This is a genomic window from Paraconexibacter antarcticus (assembly GCF_024220175.1).
GTDB classification, from domain to species: Bacteria; Actinomycetota; Thermoleophilia; order Solirubrobacterales; family Solirubrobacteraceae; genus Paraconexibacter; species Paraconexibacter antarcticus.
In genome coordinates, this window is sequence record NZ_CP098502.1 from 855,494 (window position 1) to 871,091 (window position 15,598).

Here is a 15,598-nt window from a genome sequence, read left to right on the forward strand (position 1 = left end):
GGGGAGCTTGGCACCGCGAAAGGGGCACGGCCTCAGGCCTGTCGCCTGCGCACCGCCTCGGCGTACTCCTCCATGGTCTCGGGCCGGAGCCCGTCCCGCGCGCGCCGCGCATTGTGCTCGGCGAGCATCAGGTGCACGTCGGCCTCGTCGAGCTCGCGGTGCCAGCCGGCGCGGTCGACGGGGTCCCACTCGAGGAAGGTCGCGTTCTTGTCCTTCCGCAGCCGGACGATGTTCACGGCGGTCGCGGCGACGATCACCCCGATGAGCCCGATCACGAGGCCGAGCGTCCCGACGGCGAGCGGCGGGGCGAGCAGCGCGCGCATCAGCGCGCGATCTCCTGGTCGGCGACGCCGGCCTGCAGGTGCCAGAACGCCTCCTCGACGGTCGAGGTGGGGACCTTCCCGACCTGGAGGGCGTAGACGACCGCGGTGGACGGGGTGCGGCGGTGGATCGGCGGCCTGAGCTCCTCGCCGGGGCTGGCCATGAGCGGCACGAGGGGGCGGCCGTTCTCGGCGATGACGAGCCGTCCTTCGTCGTCGGCGTCGACCGACAGCCAGCCGGTCGCCCGCTCGGAGGCGACGGCCCACAACGGCACGCCGGTCTCGAGCATCGCGACGGTCATCGCGTCGGCGAGCGGTCCGCCCGACGGCAGGCGCCCGACGCGCAGCCGCTCGATGGCGAGCTGCTCGAGCGGGTTGCGCTCGGCGTCGGGGTCCAGGCCGATCTGCCGCGCGAAGGCGCGGTAGGAGGCGGCGACCGGGTCCGTCCGCAGCCTGCCGGTGGGGAGACCGCGAGCGCGGTCGTCGACGTCGGCGAGGCGGTCCAGGAGGCCCGGCGAGCTCTTGCGGCCGGGGGGGACGGCGACCCAGCCGGCCCACAGGCGCAGCTGCGGGAAGTCGGCCCGCACGGCCTCGGCCACCCCCACCTCCATGACGCCGAGACCCTGATCCATGGCCCGGCAGGCTAACGCGGCGGTGACACGTCGTTTGCGCCGACCTGCCCGCGCATGGCACAGTGCGCGGCGGGCCATGTCCATCCGCGAGCGCATCCTTCCCCCCGCCGGCGACGGCGCCCCGCCCGCCCCGCCGCAGGCGCCCGACCCCATCGACGAGGGCCCGATGCGCCGCGAGCTGCTCCGTCAGATCGGGGAGCTCGAGGTGCAGCTGAGCGCCGCGCGCCCGGGCTGGGCGCCGACCTGCACGACGCCCAAGCGCGGTCCGGCGATGGCGCCGACGCCAGAGCTCGAAGCGCTGCGCGACGAGCTGCTCCGCGCGCTGCGCGGCCCCGCCTCCCGCTGATCCGGCGGACCGGGCCGCGACCCCGCCCGTACGTGGCAGGGCACCGTCCGGATGGCGCCCCGCCGCTGAGTCGTCCCCCAAAGGTTGAGGGGTACCACCCAGCGGGGGTATGGCTTCCGCCGGGACCTCCGACCTAGGCTCGCCACTACGACGCAGGGGTGCGTTCCGGCCGACCGGGCACCGCTGCGCAAGCGAGGTAGTGAGGGAGAGAGATGGCGCAGCAGGAAGTCGCAAGACCAGGAGTGGGCATCGGGGCCGGGACCCCGACGGTCCGCCCGACGCCGAAGCCCACGCTCGGCTCCGGCCCGTTCGCCTGGCTCGAGCAGATCGCCGGAATGGTGATGCTCACGGGGCAGACGATCGTGTCGATGTTCACCCCGCCCTATACGTGGGGCCCGGAGTTCGTCGAGCAGTCGTTCCTCGTCGTCAAGCGCGCGTTCATCCCGTGCCTCTTCTGCACGGCCGTCTTCTCCTGGGGCGCGCCCGGCATCTCCGGCGGCGCGATCATCGCGACGCTCGCGACAACCGACCGCCTAGGGTCCTTCGCCATCATGGCCTCGGTCCGCGAGCTCGCGACGTGGATCAACGGCATGGTCATCGCCGGGGTCGCCGGCACCGCCATCTGCTCGGACCTCGGCGCCCGCAAGATCCGCGACGAGCTCGACGCCCTCGCCGTCCTCGGCACCGACCTCATCAAGTCGCTCATCGTGCCGCGCTTCCTCGCGCTCGGCCTGATGTGCGTGATCTTCAACTACTGGAACACGCTCATCTCGATCGTCGGGCAGATGGTCGCGAACATGATGGTGTGGCAGGAGACCGCGGCCGGGTTCGTCCTGACGTTCTCGTCGAACTTCACCATCGCGGAGCTGGTGTTCAACGGCATGAAGGTCCTGACCTTCGGCTTCATCATCGCGATCGTCTGCTGCTACAAGGGCCTCAACGCCAAGGGCGGGTCGGCCGGCGTCGGCCGCGCGGTCAACCAGGCCGTCGTCATCTCCTTCTGCGCGATCTACATCTACAACTACCTCCTGAACTCGCTGCTGCTCGGCGCGTTCCCGGAGACGGCGACCCTTCGGTAAGGGCGGGAGAACGACATGGAAGCCTCCACCCACACCGCGCCCTACCGGCGCCCGGGCGCCGCCGGCAGCGAGTCGGCGAGTCGCCTGAAGAAGGGCTTCTCCGAGCCCGTGCGCAACCTCCTGACCGAGGCGGGCGAGATGGCGCAGTTCGCCGGCCGTGCCTTCGTGGAGATCCCCGGGTCGCTGCGGTACTTCTCCGAGATGCTCCGGCAGATGGGCATGCTCATCACCGGTTCGGCCATGGTGCTCCTGGCGATGCAGTTCACCTTCGGGCTGACCTGCGGCAGCGAGTCGGTGTACATCCTGCGTGGCTACGGCGCCTCCTCCTACGCGGGCGTGTTCTCGGCCATCTGCCCGGTCCGGGAGGCGACGCCGTTCATGTTCGCCTACATGATCGGCGCGAAGATCGGCTGCGGCTACGTCGCGGAGATCGGGTCGATGCGGATCAACGACGAGATCGACGCGATGGAGTCGCTGGGCATCAACCCGATCCGCTACCTCGTCTCCACGCGGCTGATCGCGAACATCCTCATCTCGGCGCCGATCTTCGCCATCGGCCTGGCCACCTTCTACCTCGGTGAGATCTTCGTCATCCTCGGCCAGATCGGTGAGATCTCGGCCGGCACGTGGCAGTCGGTGCACTGGAACTTCACCGACCTGACGTCGATCATCTTCAGCTACACCAAGACGCTGATCATGTGGATCGCGATCGTCATCGCGGCGCTCTACTACGGGTACCGCGCCAAGGGCGGCCCGGTCGGGGTGGGTGCGGCGACGGCCAAGTCGATGGTCGTCGCGCTCGTCCTCACCATGGTGCTGAACGAGGGCTTCACGTTCTTCTTCTGGGGCACCAACCCCAAGATCCCCGTCGGCGGCTAGGAGAGTCATGCGGAAGGAACGCCGGAACAACCCCCTGGGGTGGGGGCTGGACCACCCCTGGATGCTCGTGCTCGGAGCGGTGATGGTCTGGTTCACCTTCTGGGTGATCGGGACCCGCCAGACCCAGCACCAGGTCAAGGCCTCGTTCGCCAGCGCGTTCAACCTCGCTCCGGGGCTGGCCATCCTCATCGACGGCCAGGAGGTCGGCAAGATCGGCCACGTCAGGTACGACAACGGCAAGGCCCTCGTCACGATCGGGATCAACGACAAGGAGTTCTGGCCGCTGCACCAGGGGACCAAGGTCATCAGCCGCTGGGGCACCACGATCGGCAACGGCACCCGGAAGCTCGACCTCGTCCCCGGCCCGGCGACCGCACCGGCGATCCCGCAGGGCGGCATCATCCCGACGGCCGACACGCAGCCGGCGGTCGACGTCGATCTCATCCTCAACGCCCTCAACTCGAAGGTCCGCCGCAACCTCAGCAGCTGGCAGAAGGGGATGGGCGACTCCTTCAAGGGCAAGGAGAAGGACCTCGGGGCGCTGCTCGACCAGGCGGACGACGGCACGAACGCCGCCGCCGACCTGCTGTCCGACCTCGGGACCGACAGCTTCGCGCTCAAGGGCCTCATCACGAACGGACAGCGCGCGACGAGCATCCTCGCCGGGCGGGACAACGCGGTCCGCAACCTCGTCACGGTCGCGTCGCGGACGTTCCAGACCTTCGCGAGCAACACCCAGGGCACGCAGGCCTCGATCGACGAGCTGTCGCCGACGCTCCGGCAGGCGCGGTCGACCCTCCAGCGGACCGACCAGAGCATCGGCAACCTCGACCAGCTCGTGACCGAGCTGCGTCCCGGGGCCAAGGCCCTCAGGCCGCTCGCCGCGGCCGCTCGCCCGGCGTTCGCCGACCTGCGTCAGATCGTGCCGTCGACGCTCAGTACCCTGCGGACCGGTCGTGAGGCGGCTCCGTCCATCCGGGCGCTGCTCGCCCAGGGCACGCCGTTCGTGACCCGCGCCGCACCGGTCCTCACCGATCTGGCACCGATGTTCTCCTGCGTCCGCCCGTACGCCCCGGAGACCGGTGGGGCCCTGGTCAACCTCGAGGAGTCGCATGGCACCTACGACCTCGAGCCGTCGCGCCGCAGCGGCGTGGTCGACCCGAGCGACCCGGTCGCCTATACCGGGCCAGCGGTCAGGGTGAACGGGAAGACGTACTACCAGTCGCACGGCCTTCGCGCCGAGGTCCAGGCGAGCTCGAGCTCGCTCGAGAAGCCGAGCGAGTCGAAGCTCGTCTCGACCGGCACCGGGCTCGGCATCAAGATGTACGCGTTCCCGCGGCCCCCCGGACTGAACGCCGGTCAGCCGATGTTGATGCCCGAGTGCGGCATCACGAAGGACGCGCTCGACGCCTCGAAGGACCCTGAGTCCGAGTCCAACATGGCGGCCTACGCCAAGTCGAAGGGAGGCCGCTGATGCAAGGCAAGGTCCTGGCGATGGTTCTCGGCTTCGTGGCCCTGGGTGCCGCGATCGTCCTCCTCGGAGGCGACCATCACAAGTACACGATCCGCGCCGAGCTGAGCGACGCTGGCGGGCTGCGGAAGAACTCCTCGGTGAAGATCGCGGGCGTCCCGGCCGGCAAGGTCAGGGACATCACGGTCACGAAGGACGACCACGCGATCGCGACCCTCGAGATCGACGACAGCGCCAAGCCGATCGGCCAAGGCGCGAAGGTCAACATCCGCCCGACCGACCTCCTCGGTGAGCGCTACGCGGAGATCCAGGGCGGCGACCCGGCGAAGCCGATGCCGTCCGGCGCGCTCGTGCCGATCTCGAAGACTGCGGAGCCCGTCGAGCTCGACGACATCCTCAACATGCTCGACGCCGACACGCGCACGCGCCTCGGCATCCTCATCAACGAGGTGGGGGTGGGGCTGGAGGGCCGCGGGGCGGACTTCAACAAGCTCCTCGCGCAGCTGCCGCCGTCGCTCGACGACACCGCCAAGCTCCTGAAGCAGATCCGCGGCCAGAACGCGGCCCTGAAGGTCGGCGTCCAGCGCGCCGACGCCGTGACCGCGCTGGTCAACGGCCGCCGCGAGGACATGGGCAAGCTCATCCGCCAGGCGAGCCATGCGCTCGACGTCGTCGCCCAGAAGCGGACGCAGCTCGCCTCGACGATCCAGAACGCCCCTGGCGCACTGGCGAACCTCCGCAGCACGCTCGCGAACCTCGACCGCGCGTCGGTGCAGCTGAAGCCGGCCGCGGCTGATCTGCAGCGGACCACGGGGCCGCTGAAGGCCACGCTCGCGGCGATCCCGGCCTTCACGCAGGCGGCTCGCCCGACGCTGCAGAAGGCGACCGACGTGAGCCCGGACATCACCCGCCTCGCGACCGGCGCCCTGCCGACGGTGAAGCGGCTGCGCCCGACGCTGCAGAAGGCGGCGGCGCAGCTCGTCCTCTCGGCGCCGATCCTCAAGGAGCTCGACCGCCGCGGGTACGACGACCTGCTGCTCGGCGTCGACAGCCTCCAGAAGGGCACGAAGGCCCGTGACGGCGTCGGGCACTTCATCGGCGCCCACCTCGACATCGGTGCGGACTACGTCCAGGAGGCCGTGAACGTCCTCGCGCCCCCGCAGGGCGCGATCACGCCGGCGACCCGCAAGAAGCAGGCCGCCCCCGCGGCCGTCGCGCCGAGCACGCAGCCGCAGGCGGCGACCCCGACGCCGCTCGACGCGCCGACGAAGAAGCTCGGCGACATCCTCAACAAGATCGTGCCCGGCCTCGGTGACACGACGAACAAGGTCACCAAGGGTGTACAGGACACGATCGGCGGCGCCACGGGCGGCCTGAAGCAGGCCCTGCCCGGCCTGAGCGGCGGGAAGAGCGGCGGCATACCCGGCCTCGCGCCGCCGCCGCCGGCGAACAAGAGCTCGGACGCGCTCCGTCTCTTCGACTACCTGATGGGGCAATAGCAATGGCGATCAGCACGAAGAAGCGGCAGTTCGGCCGCCCGGTCGGCCAGACCCGTGGCCGCGCGTTCATGGCGTCGATCGGCGTCGCGGGCCTCCTGCTCGCGGCCCTGACGTTCTACATCGGGTACGAGGCCGCCTACCAGGTCCCGGGCCGCGGGTACTACAACCTGCACGCGAAGTTCAAGGACGCGAACAACCTCGCGAACCACTACGAGATCCGCATGTCCGGCGTCCGGGTCGGCCAGGTGCTCAACCCGCACGCCGAGCACGGCATCGCGGTCGTGGACCTGAAGCTCAGCGACAAGTACAAGCCCCTCCCGGCCGACTCCAAGCTCCAGGTCCGCCTGCGCTCGGCCGTCGGCGTCCGCTACCTCGAGATCATCCCGGGCACCTCGAAGGCGGGGCTGCCCGAGGGGGCGACGATCCCGACGACGCAGGTCGAGCCGTCGGTCGCGCTCGACCAGGTGCTCGGTACCTTCGACCCGAAGACCCGCGCCGCGACGTCGACGCTCCTGCAGGAGCTCGGCAACGGCGTCGACGGGCGGGGCACCGACCTCAACGACGTCGTGCGCGACACGCCCCGGCTGCTCACCGACCTCCGCGGGATCTCCAACTCGATCACCTCCCGGCCCGGCGACGCCTTCGGCGGCTTCATCCACAACGGCGCCGCGATGGTCAAGGGCTTCAGCGACGCCCGCTTCGACATCGTCGACGGCTTCCGCCCGCAGCGCCAGACCCTGCAGGTCTTCACCGACCAGAAGGCCGGCGTGCAGGGCACCCTCGACGAGGCCGGCCCGACGCTCGCGACCGCCCGCGCCCAGCTGCCGAACATCGACCGGCTCGTCTCCGAGACGGCGGACTTCGCCACTCGCGCGCGGCCGCTTCTCGCCGCGGCGCCGTCGTCGCTCCAGCGCACGACGACGCTGCTGAAGACGTCGAGCCAGGGCCTCAAGGACACCCGGGCGACGCTCGACCTCGCGAAGCGCGCGGTCGACCCGACGCTCGGCCTCCTCGGGTCGGTGCGGCCGGCGCTGCCGACGACGGATGACTTCCTGAACCAGCTCAACCCGCAGCTGCAGGTCATCAGCCCGCGGTACTGCGACGTCGGCAACACGATCCTCAGCTGGGGCCAGTTCCTGAACAACGGGAACGAGACCGAGACGTCCATCCGCTTCAACTTGTCCGCGCTCCGCCCGGAGGTCCTCGGCGGCCAGGGGCCGGGCGTGAACAACGAGGGGCTCATCCATCGCGGCTCGTACCACGGTCCGTGTGACCCCGCGACGAACACGGGCGGGCACGGCCTCCAGGCCCCGCTGCCGGGCAAGATCGTCAACGCCGGTGCCACACCGTTCAACGACACCACCAACCCTCCCTACGAGACGAACCCGAACGTCGTCTCCAGGGCCTCCGACTTCGACGCTCCAGGAGGGCGGTAGACCATGGCCGGCTTCAGCGACGTGATCCGGGACCGCATCGACCTGCGGCCCGGGCAGCACAAACCCAAGACCCTGCGGAACGGCACGATCACCGTCGCCCTCGTCGCGATCTTCCTCTACACGATCTACACGAAGCCGAGCGTCCCGTTCTTCTCGGGCGGCGGCCGGACGCTGAGCGCGCAGTTCGTCTCCGGGACGAACGTCCGGCCGGGCTACACGCCGGTCCGCGTCCACGGCATCAACGTCGGTCAGGTCGAGAGCATCAAGCGCGGCCCGAACAACCGCGGCGCGATCGTGAAGATGCGCCTCGACAAGGGCGTGAAGGTCGACCTGCACTCGGACATGCGTATGGCGCTCCGCTGGCGCACGCTCCTCGGCCGCAACGTCTACGTCGACATCATGCCCGGCTCGCCGAGCGCCCCGAAGTACGCCGGCGGCACGCTCCCGCAGAGCCGCACGCAGGACCAGGTGGAGCTCGACACGGCGCTCACGCCGCTCAACGTCGACGGTCGCAAGGCGATCCAGACGATGATCACCGAGTTCGACAAGGGCTTCGCGGACCCGCAGGCGGTCCGTGACGCGATCGGCAAGGCGGGCGGCACGTTCCGCGGCCTCGGCGGCCACGACGCGACCGGGCAGTTCTCCCCGGACGGGTCGACCGGCGGCACCGGGTCGATGGCCGCGGCCGCGGCCGGGCTCCCGGCCCTGCGCGGCGTCACCGTCGGCGACCTGCCGAAGCTCGTCCAGGGCGCCAACCGGGCGCTCGGCCAGCTCACGCGTGACCAGGTCGCCCTCGGCAACCTCGTCACCGACGGCTCCACCGCGCTGTCGGTGTCGGCCGCGCGCAGCGCCGACCTCGCGGCGACGCTGAACACCGCGCCGGGCACGATGCGGACGACCCGCGCGACGCTCGCGCGCCTCGAGCAGACGCTCGACGTCGTCGACCCGCTGGCCGAGCAGCTGAAGCCCGGCCTCGCGAAGCTGCCGAAGGCGGCGAACGACACGTCGGCGACGCTGCGCAACCTGCGGCCGCTCCTGGCCGACCTGCGCCCGACGCTCGCCAACCTGCGCCCGGCCCTGACCGATCTGCGGACCGCCTCCCGCGCGGGTGTCCCGGCCCTGACGCCGCTGAACCACACGATGCAGCTGGCCCAGGACAAGTACATCCCGTTCCTGAAGTCCGACGACCCGGCCCAGCACCGGCCGAACTACCAGAACATCGGCCCGGCGATCTCGAGCGTCGGCTCGGCCACCTCGTGGAACGACAAGAACGGCTCGTTCGCGAACTTCGAGGCCGCGGCCGGCGAGAACTCCTTCCAGAGCCCGTGCACGTCGCAGCTCTCGAACCCGGAGGTCACACCCGACCAGAAGGTCGCCTGCGACCTGACCGCCGCGACGTTGTTCGCGGCCTTCAGCGGCATCGTGCCGACGATGAGCACGATCAAGAACCCGGCCGCACCCCCCGCTCTCCTGCGCGAGTACCTCACGGGCAAGAAGACGTTCAAGGGCCTGCCCTCGAACCTCACCGACATCCTGAAGAAGAAGGGTCGCTAGATGGCGCTCGACAACAAGGGGACGTCCGCCGAGAAGGCGGGCATGGACCGCCTCAAGCTGGAAGCCAAGCGCGCGTCGGGGCCGTTCGCCCTGTTCGTCCTGCTCTCGGTCTGCGGCCTGCTCGTGGCGGGGGTCATCATCCGCAACCTCGCGGGTGACAAGCCATGGGTGAGCTACCAGCCCTACCAGGTGGCCTTCTCGGACGCCAAGGGCGTCGTCCCGGCCCGCGCGGAGCTGCGGCTCGCCGGCGTCAAGGCGGGCTCGGTCAAGAAGGCGAAGCTCGTCGACGGTCGTGCCGTCCTCGTCATCAACCTCGAGAAGAAGTACGCACCGATGTACAAGAACGCGAAGGTGCGGATCCGGCCGATCACGCCGCTCGAGGACATGTACGTCGACATCCTCTCCCGCGGCACGCCGAGCGCCGGCAAGCTCGAGAAGAACGACATCCTCCCGGCGACGCAGACGGTCTCACCGCAGCAGATCGGCAACATCCTCGACACCTTCGACGCGACCACGCGGACGAACCTCGCGAGTCTGCTCAACCAGCTCGGCAGGGGCCTGGACGACGGCGGCAAGAACCTCCGGTGGGCGTTCCAGGAGATGTCCCCGTTCTTCGCGAACGCGACGTCGGTCCTCTCCGCCGTCGCCGAGCGGCGCGACAACTTCAGGCGCTTCGTCACGAACTTCGGCGGCATCGCCCAGCAGCTGGGGAAGACCGACGTCCAGCTCGCCGGCTTCGTGAAGCACGGGCAGGAGGTCCTCAACACGCTCGCGGCGAACGACGGCCCGTTCTCGTCGACGCTCGCGCAGCTCCCGGGGACGCTCCAGACGATGCAGCGGTCCTTCGCGAACCTGCGGGCGACCGAGGCGGTCCTCGACCCGGCGCTCCAGTCGCTCAAGCCGGTGGCGGCGCAGCTGCCGTCCGGGCTCGACAGCCTCGACAGCCTCGCGAACGACGCGACGCCCGCGGTGCGCAAGCTCCGGACGCCGGTCCGGTCGCTGCTCCCGCTGTCCACGTCGCTGCGCCCGACCTCGCGGTCGCTCGCGAAGACGTTCTCGCAGCTACAGACGCAGGCGCCGCAGCTCGACAGCGGCGTCGGCAAGGCGGTGCCCTGCCTGCCGACGGCCGGCCACCTGCTGACCCAGTTCATGTCGGCGACGAAGCTCGGCGACGCGGCCGACGGCGCGGGCACGCACTCGTCGGCGAACTTCCGCGCAGGGGCGGTCGTCGGCTTCTCGACCTTCGGCGAGGCGACGACGAAGGACCCCGGCAGCCACCATTTCGTCCCGTGTGAATACCTCGGCATCGCCAAGGGCCCGGAGGTCCGGCCATGAAGATCGGCAACCTGTACGGCAAGATCGCGGTGCTCGCGGTGATCACCATCGGCGCGCTCCTGATCCTCGTCTACTACTACGGCGCGGCCGGCGGCCGTCTGCCGGGGGCGGAGAATCGCTACACGTTCCATGCGGTCGTGGACGAGCCCCAGGAGCTCCTGAAACACGCCGACGTGCGCGCCGCGGGCGTGAAGGTCGGCGAGGTCGTGGACATCACGGGCCAGGGCCGCAAGGCGAACGTCACGATGGACCTCGAGGACAACATCGCGCCGATCTACCAAGACGCGCAGGTCCTCGTGCGACAGAAGACGCTCGTCGGCGAGAACTACGTCGAGGTCTCCCCGGGCACGCCGTCGAGCGGCGAGCTCCCGGACGGCGGCACGCTCCCCGAGAGGGCGAACAAGGAGGCGGTCCCGATCGACCGCATCCTCAACTCGCTCGACGCCCCGACGCGGAAGGCCGTCTCGACGAACCTGCGCGCGCTGGGTGGCGGCTTCCAGGAGCACGGCGACGACCTCAACCGGTTCACCGCCGCGCTCAAGCCGCTGACCTCCGACGGCACGCAGGTGACCGACATCCTCAACGCGCAGAACCAGCAGGTCGCGGACATCATCTCCCAGGGCAGCACGGTGTTCGCCGCGCTGGCCGACCGGCGCAACGACCTGCGCTCGCTGCTGCGGGCCGCGACGACGACCGCGAAGGCCGTCTCCGCGCGGGACACGCAGCTCGCCCAGGACTTCGCCGACTTTCCCGCGACGCTGCGCCAGGCCCGCGGCACCGTGACCCGCCTGTCGGCGTTCTCGGGCCGCGCGGTCCCGGTGGTCCACGACCTGAAGCTCGCCTCGGCCGACCTCGCCCCGGTCGTCCAGGACCTCGGGCCCACGGCGACCTCGGCGAACAAGGTGTTCGACGAGCTGCCGCGCTTCACGCAGAAGGCGAACCCGCTGCTCGGGCAGCTGACGACGTTCGCGAAGGCGGGCAAGCCGGCGTTCCCGGCCCTCGAGGCCTCGCTGCGCCAGCTGAACCCGTTCCTGCGCTTCCTCGCCCCGTACAACAAGGACGTCGCCGGCGCGATGGGCGTCTTCGGCGACAACGTCCAGTACGACAAGTACGGGGCGCGCGCCCGATGCACCTGCATCCTCGGCCCGCACAGCTTCGCGAACTACACGCCGGCGATGCAGCAGGCGCTGTCGGTCCTCCTCGAGAAGGGCGTCCTGGGTCAGTTCGACCACACGGGTAACGACGCGTTCAAGAAGCCCGGGACCGCGAACGACATCGGCGCGACGACCTATTCGGGAAGCTACCCGCACGTCGCAGCGGACAAGTAGCGTTCCGCCGATGGGGCGGTTCGTCGATAGCAGCGTCGGCCTCGGCCACGGCGCGGTCTCCCGACCGCGCCGTGCCCTGCTTCTGGCCCTTCTCGTGGTCATCGTCGCAGCGGCCGCGGCGACGCGCCTCACGCCGGCGTCGCCGCAGGGCCTGCTGGCGCGCTCGAGCGCTGACGTCGCCAAGGCGACGGTGGCCCAGGAGAAGGCGTTCGGCGGCGAGCCGGTCGTCGTCGTCCTGGAGGGCAACCTCACCGACACGACGCTCGCGCCGTCCGTCCTGCCGAAGGTCCTGAGGATGGAGGACGAGCTCGCCGCCGTCCCGGGGGTCAAGAGCGTCATCGGCCCGGGGACGTTCGTGGACCGCGCCGTGTCCCAGATGTACGCGGTGGTCCAGCAGGAGCTCGGGCCGGTCGCGGAGATCGCTGACAAGGCCGCGCGCCGGGCCGAGAGGCGCGCCCGGGCGAGCGGCAAGTTCACGGAGTCCGAGCTGCAGACGATCAATGAGGAGACCCGGCTGAAGGCGCTCGGCCCGCTCGGCAAGCAGTACGAGGCGCTGCTCGTCCGCTTCGGCTCGATCGGGTTTCCCGCGCTGACGAACAGCACCTTCGTCGACCAGCTCGTCCTCGGCGCGAGCCCGACCCCGAAGAAGCGCTTCGCCTGGCTCTTCCCCGACGGCGGCCACGCGCTCGTCATCATCCGGCCGAAGCACGGGCTCTCGGACGCCGCCGTCACGCGCCTCGGCCGCGACGCGACCCGGATCGTCGCCGCCGCGCGGCTGCCCGGCATCACGACGTCGGTCGCCGGCGCGCCGCTCGTCGTCGCCGAGGCGACCTCGACGGTCGCCGACGAGATGGTGCGCCTCGCGCCCGTCGTCATCGTCGCCATGCTGCTCGCGCTGCTCCTCGGGCTGGGCATCCGCAACCGGGCCGTCCACCTCATCGTGCCGGCGGGCGCCGCGGTCGCGGTGACCGCCGGGTTCAGCTGGCCGCTCGGCCTCGGCTTCACCCCGGCGACGCTCGCGGCGCTCCCGGTCGTCCTCGGCCTCGCGATCGACTACGTCGTCCAGCTGCAGGCGCGCTACTGGACCGAGCGCGCGGCCGGCCGCGAGCCGCGGCGGGCCGCCGATGTCGCGCTCCGCAAGGTCGGGCCGACGCTGCTGCTCGCCGGCGGTGTCATGGCGGCCGGCTTCCTCGCGCTGCTGGCGAGCCCGGTGCCGCTCGTCGGCCGCCTCGGCGTCACGCTCGCAGTCGGCGTCGGCGCGAGCCTCCTGTCGCTCCTGACGATCGCCGCCCCGCTCATGGTCGTGCTCGACCGGCCCGGCCGCCCGCTGCCCCGCGTGCCGACCCCGGGCCTGCTCGGGGCGGGCCGCCCGCGGACCGTCGCCGCCGCCGGGATCCTCGCGGTGACGCTCGTCGGCCTCGCGCTGAGCCACGGCACGCCGGTCCAGTCCGACCTGCGGCGCCTCGCGGACAGGAACATGCCGGAGCTCGTGCGGCTCGAGGCGCTGCAGAAGGAGCTCGGGACCGGCGGCCAGATCCGCATCGCCGTGACCGGGAGGAACATCGCCTCGCCCGCGGGACTCGCCTGGATGGCGTCGGTCCAGGCGAGGATCCTCGGGCTCGGCAAGGGCCTGCAGGCGGGGCCGAACCTCGCGTCGATCGTCAGCAGCTCCGGGCAGGGCGTCCCGGACGCCGCCGCGATCCCGCGGATCCTGCGGCTTATCCCGCCGGACTTCGTCAACGGCATCCTCACGAGGGACCACCGGCGCGCGGAGCTCAGCTTCGGCATCCCGCTCGGGTCGGCGGGCGCGCAGGCGAAGCTCATCGCCCGGATGCAGCGGATCCTCGGCGACGCGCCCGACGGGATCAGCGCCCATGTCGCGGGCCTTCAGGCGCTGTCGGCCTCGAGCGTGAACGGGCTGCAGGACGAGCGCCCGTGGCTGCTCGCGGCCAGCGCGCTCATCATCTTCCTGCTCCTGCTGGCGGCGCGCCGGGACGTGCGCCGCGCGGCGATCCCGCTCGTGCCCGCGCTCTTCGCCGCGGGGCTCACGGCGGTCGTCATCGAGGCCATCGGCCTGCAGCTGTCGCCGCTGAGCGCCGGCCTGGATCCGCTCGTGCTGGCGGTCGGCGTCGAGTTCGGCCTGCTGCTCGAGGCGCGCTACCGCGAGGAGCGCGTCATCAACGGCCGCGAGGCGGACGCGGCGGCCCGGCGGGCGCTCGAGCTCCTCGCGACGCCGCTCGTCGTCGCCGCGGGGACGGTCGCGCTCGGCTTCCTCGTGCTCACGGTGAGCCGCCTCCCGGTCCTGCAGCAGTTCGGCCTCGTCGCGGCGCTCGAGCTCATGCTCTCGGTCCTGTCCGCGATCGTCATCGTCCCGGTCCTCTGCATCGTCGCCGACCGCCGTCGCGCGCCGCGGCGGCGGGCCGAGCGCCCGTCGACGGCGGAGCGACCGGTGGCACTCGCCCAGCACGAGCCGGTGGCATGACGGCGCCGCGTCGGTGGTGTCTCGCGCTCCTGCTCGCGGTGGCCACGGTCACCGCCGGTTGCGGCGGCGGCGGAGGGGGCGGCGGCACGGACACGACGTCGAGCGCGGCGGCGGGCGGCGCAGGCGCGCGGACCGGCGTCGCCACGACGTCCGACGCGCCGGCGGCCCAGGACTGGTGCACGACCGGCGCGGCGTACAAGCTCAGCTCGGCCGCGAACGACGCCCAGCTCGCGACGGTCGACAAGAACCTGCAGGCCCTGCGCACCGCCGCGCAGCAGGCGCGGATCGCGCTCGCGAAGGTCCCGCCCGGCACCGGCTGCGCCGCGCAGTTCCTCAACCAGATCGTGAAGTCCGCCCGCCAGGTGCCGGGCAGCGCGTCGACGATCCGCGCGATGAAGAAGGCCCGCAACGACCACCGCCTCCCGCTGCACCCCTACTGATGACGACGATGCCCCACACCGCGCTCACCGCCACCGAGGTCGCCGACGAGAGGCGGGCCGGCCGCCGCGGCGGATCGATCGCCATCGCGTCGGTCGTCGCGTCGCTGGCGGCGCTCGTCGTCGCGAACGCCGCCAGCAGCCACGGCAGGCTCTCGGAGCCCGGCACGGGCGGGGGCGGAACGAGCCGCGCCGAGCAGCGACGGCAGCTGGTGGACTTCGCGTCGCACCTCGGCGGGCAGGAGGCTGCCGCGGCCCTGCGCTGCATCGGCATCGCGCTGAGCATCCCCGTCGGCCTCTACCTCCTCGACCTCATCCGCCGGCGCGGCGGCTCGCCCCCGTCGTGGGTCCGGTACCCACTGTTCGTCGGCCCGGTCCTCATCGTCGCCGCGACGATCTTCGGGTTCTTCGCGCTGAAGGACGTCTCGGACACGTTCGTCGGTTCGGGGGTCCGGTCGGTCGCGCGCGCGCACCAGCTCCGCGAAGACAGCGGGGCCCTCAAGGGTGCCGGGCTGTTCGACGTCGCCTCGCGGGTCATCTTCGCGGTGTGGGTCGGGCTCGTCGCCTCGCACGCGATGAGGGTCGGGCTGCTCACGAGCTTCCTCGGCTACTGGGGCATCGCGGGCGCGTTCTGCCTCGCGCTGCAGGTTCCGATCGGTGATGCGATGTATCTCTCGTGGCTCCTCAGCATGGGGATCCTCGCGCTCGGGTACTGGCCCGGGGGACGTCCGGAGGCGTGGGATCGCCGGCCGGCGATAGACGGCCCCGCGCTCTGACGAAGGGCGGGGTCCCCCCATGTG

The 15,598-nt window shown here is 71.4% G+C and carries 14 protein-coding genes; 12 read left to right on the forward strand and 2 right to left on the reverse strand.

Features of this window, described 5'->3' with window-relative positions; genetic code table 11:
• Positions 1-32: 32 nt before the first annotated feature.
• Together NBH00_RS04175 and NBH00_RS04180 are read right to left on the reverse strand one after the other, a co-directional pair.
• The gene (locus NBH00_RS04175) at positions 33-323 is read right to left on the reverse strand and encodes a hypothetical protein (protein WP_254572095.1); all 291 of its coding nucleotides are present in this window, start codon (positions 321-323) and stop codon (positions 33-35) included.
• Entirely contained in the window at positions 323-952 is a 630-nt protein-coding gene (locus NBH00_RS04180) for a hypothetical protein (RefSeq protein WP_254572096.1), read from the reverse strand. The genes NBH00_RS04175 and NBH00_RS04180 overlap by 1 nt, the downstream gene beginning before the upstream one ends.
• A gap of 76 nt (positions 953-1,028) precedes the next feature.
• Between NBH00_RS04180 and NBH00_RS04185 the strand changes: the two genes are divergently transcribed.
• The 12 genes from NBH00_RS04185 to NBH00_RS04240 all read left to right on the forward strand — a co-directional run bounded on the left by NBH00_RS04185 (position 1,029) and on the right by NBH00_RS04240 (position 15,574).
• Positions 1,029-1,298 (forward strand): hypothetical protein, encoded by a 270-nt coding sequence (locus NBH00_RS04185; protein ID WP_254572097.1) that lies wholly within the window; start codon positions 1,029-1,031, stop codon positions 1,296-1,298.
• Between the two features lie 212 nt (positions 1,299-1,510).
• Entirely contained in the window at positions 1,511-2,377 is an 867-nt protein-coding gene (locus NBH00_RS04190; protein ID WP_254572098.1) for an MlaE family ABC transporter permease, read from the forward strand.
• Between the two features lie 15 nt (positions 2,378-2,392).
• The gene (locus NBH00_RS04195; protein WP_254572099.1) at positions 2,393-3,256 is read left to right on the forward strand and encodes an MlaE family ABC transporter permease; all 864 of its coding nucleotides are present in this window, start codon (positions 2,393-2,395) and stop codon (positions 3,254-3,256) included.
• 61 nt (positions 3,257-3,317) lie between these two features.
• The gene (locus NBH00_RS04200; RefSeq protein WP_254572100.1) at positions 3,318-4,730 is read left to right on the forward strand and encodes an MlaD family protein; all 1,413 of its coding nucleotides are present in this window, start codon (positions 3,318-3,320) and stop codon (positions 4,728-4,730) included.
• Positions 4,730-6,226: an MlaD family protein gene (locus NBH00_RS04205; protein ID WP_254572101.1), complete on the forward strand. Its 1,497-nt coding sequence runs from the start codon at positions 4,730-4,732 to the stop codon at positions 6,224-6,226. Before NBH00_RS04200 ends, NBH00_RS04205 begins: the two co-directional genes overlap by 1 nt.
• 2 nt (positions 6,227-6,228) lie before the next feature.
• Complete coding sequence (locus NBH00_RS04210) at positions 6,229-7,662, forward strand: MlaD family protein (protein ID WP_254572102.1); 1,434 nt, start codon at positions 6,229-6,231, stop codon at positions 7,660-7,662.
• A gap of 3 nt (positions 7,663-7,665) precedes the next feature.
• A complete protein-coding gene (locus NBH00_RS04215; protein WP_254572103.1) occupies positions 7,666-9,216 on the forward strand; it encodes an MlaD family protein in 1,551 nt (516 codons plus the stop codon).
• Positions 9,217-10,551 (forward strand): MlaD family protein, encoded by a 1,335-nt coding sequence (locus NBH00_RS04220; protein WP_254572104.1) that lies wholly within the window; start codon positions 9,217-9,219, stop codon positions 10,549-10,551.
• Positions 10,548-11,879 (forward strand): MlaD family protein, encoded by a 1,332-nt coding sequence (locus NBH00_RS04225; RefSeq protein ID WP_254572105.1) that lies wholly within the window; start codon positions 10,548-10,550, stop codon positions 11,877-11,879. The genes NBH00_RS04220 and NBH00_RS04225 overlap by 4 nt, the downstream gene beginning before the upstream one ends.
• Positions 11,880-11,889: 10 nt before the next feature.
• The gene (locus NBH00_RS04230) at positions 11,890-14,361 is read left to right on the forward strand and encodes an MMPL family transporter (RefSeq protein ID WP_254572106.1); all 2,472 of its coding nucleotides are present in this window, start codon (positions 11,890-11,892) and stop codon (positions 14,359-14,361) included.
• Positions 14,358-14,801 (forward strand): hypothetical protein, encoded by a 444-nt coding sequence (locus NBH00_RS04235; protein WP_254572107.1) that lies wholly within the window; start codon positions 14,358-14,360, stop codon positions 14,799-14,801. The genes NBH00_RS04230 and NBH00_RS04235 overlap by 4 nt, the downstream gene beginning before the upstream one ends.
• Positions 14,801-15,574, forward strand: coding sequence for a hypothetical protein (locus tag NBH00_RS04240; protein WP_254572108.1), 774 nt, complete (start codon positions 14,801-14,803; stop codon positions 15,572-15,574). The genes NBH00_RS04235 and NBH00_RS04240 overlap by 1 nt, the downstream gene beginning before the upstream one ends.
• Positions 15,575-15,598: the final 24 nt, after the last annotated feature.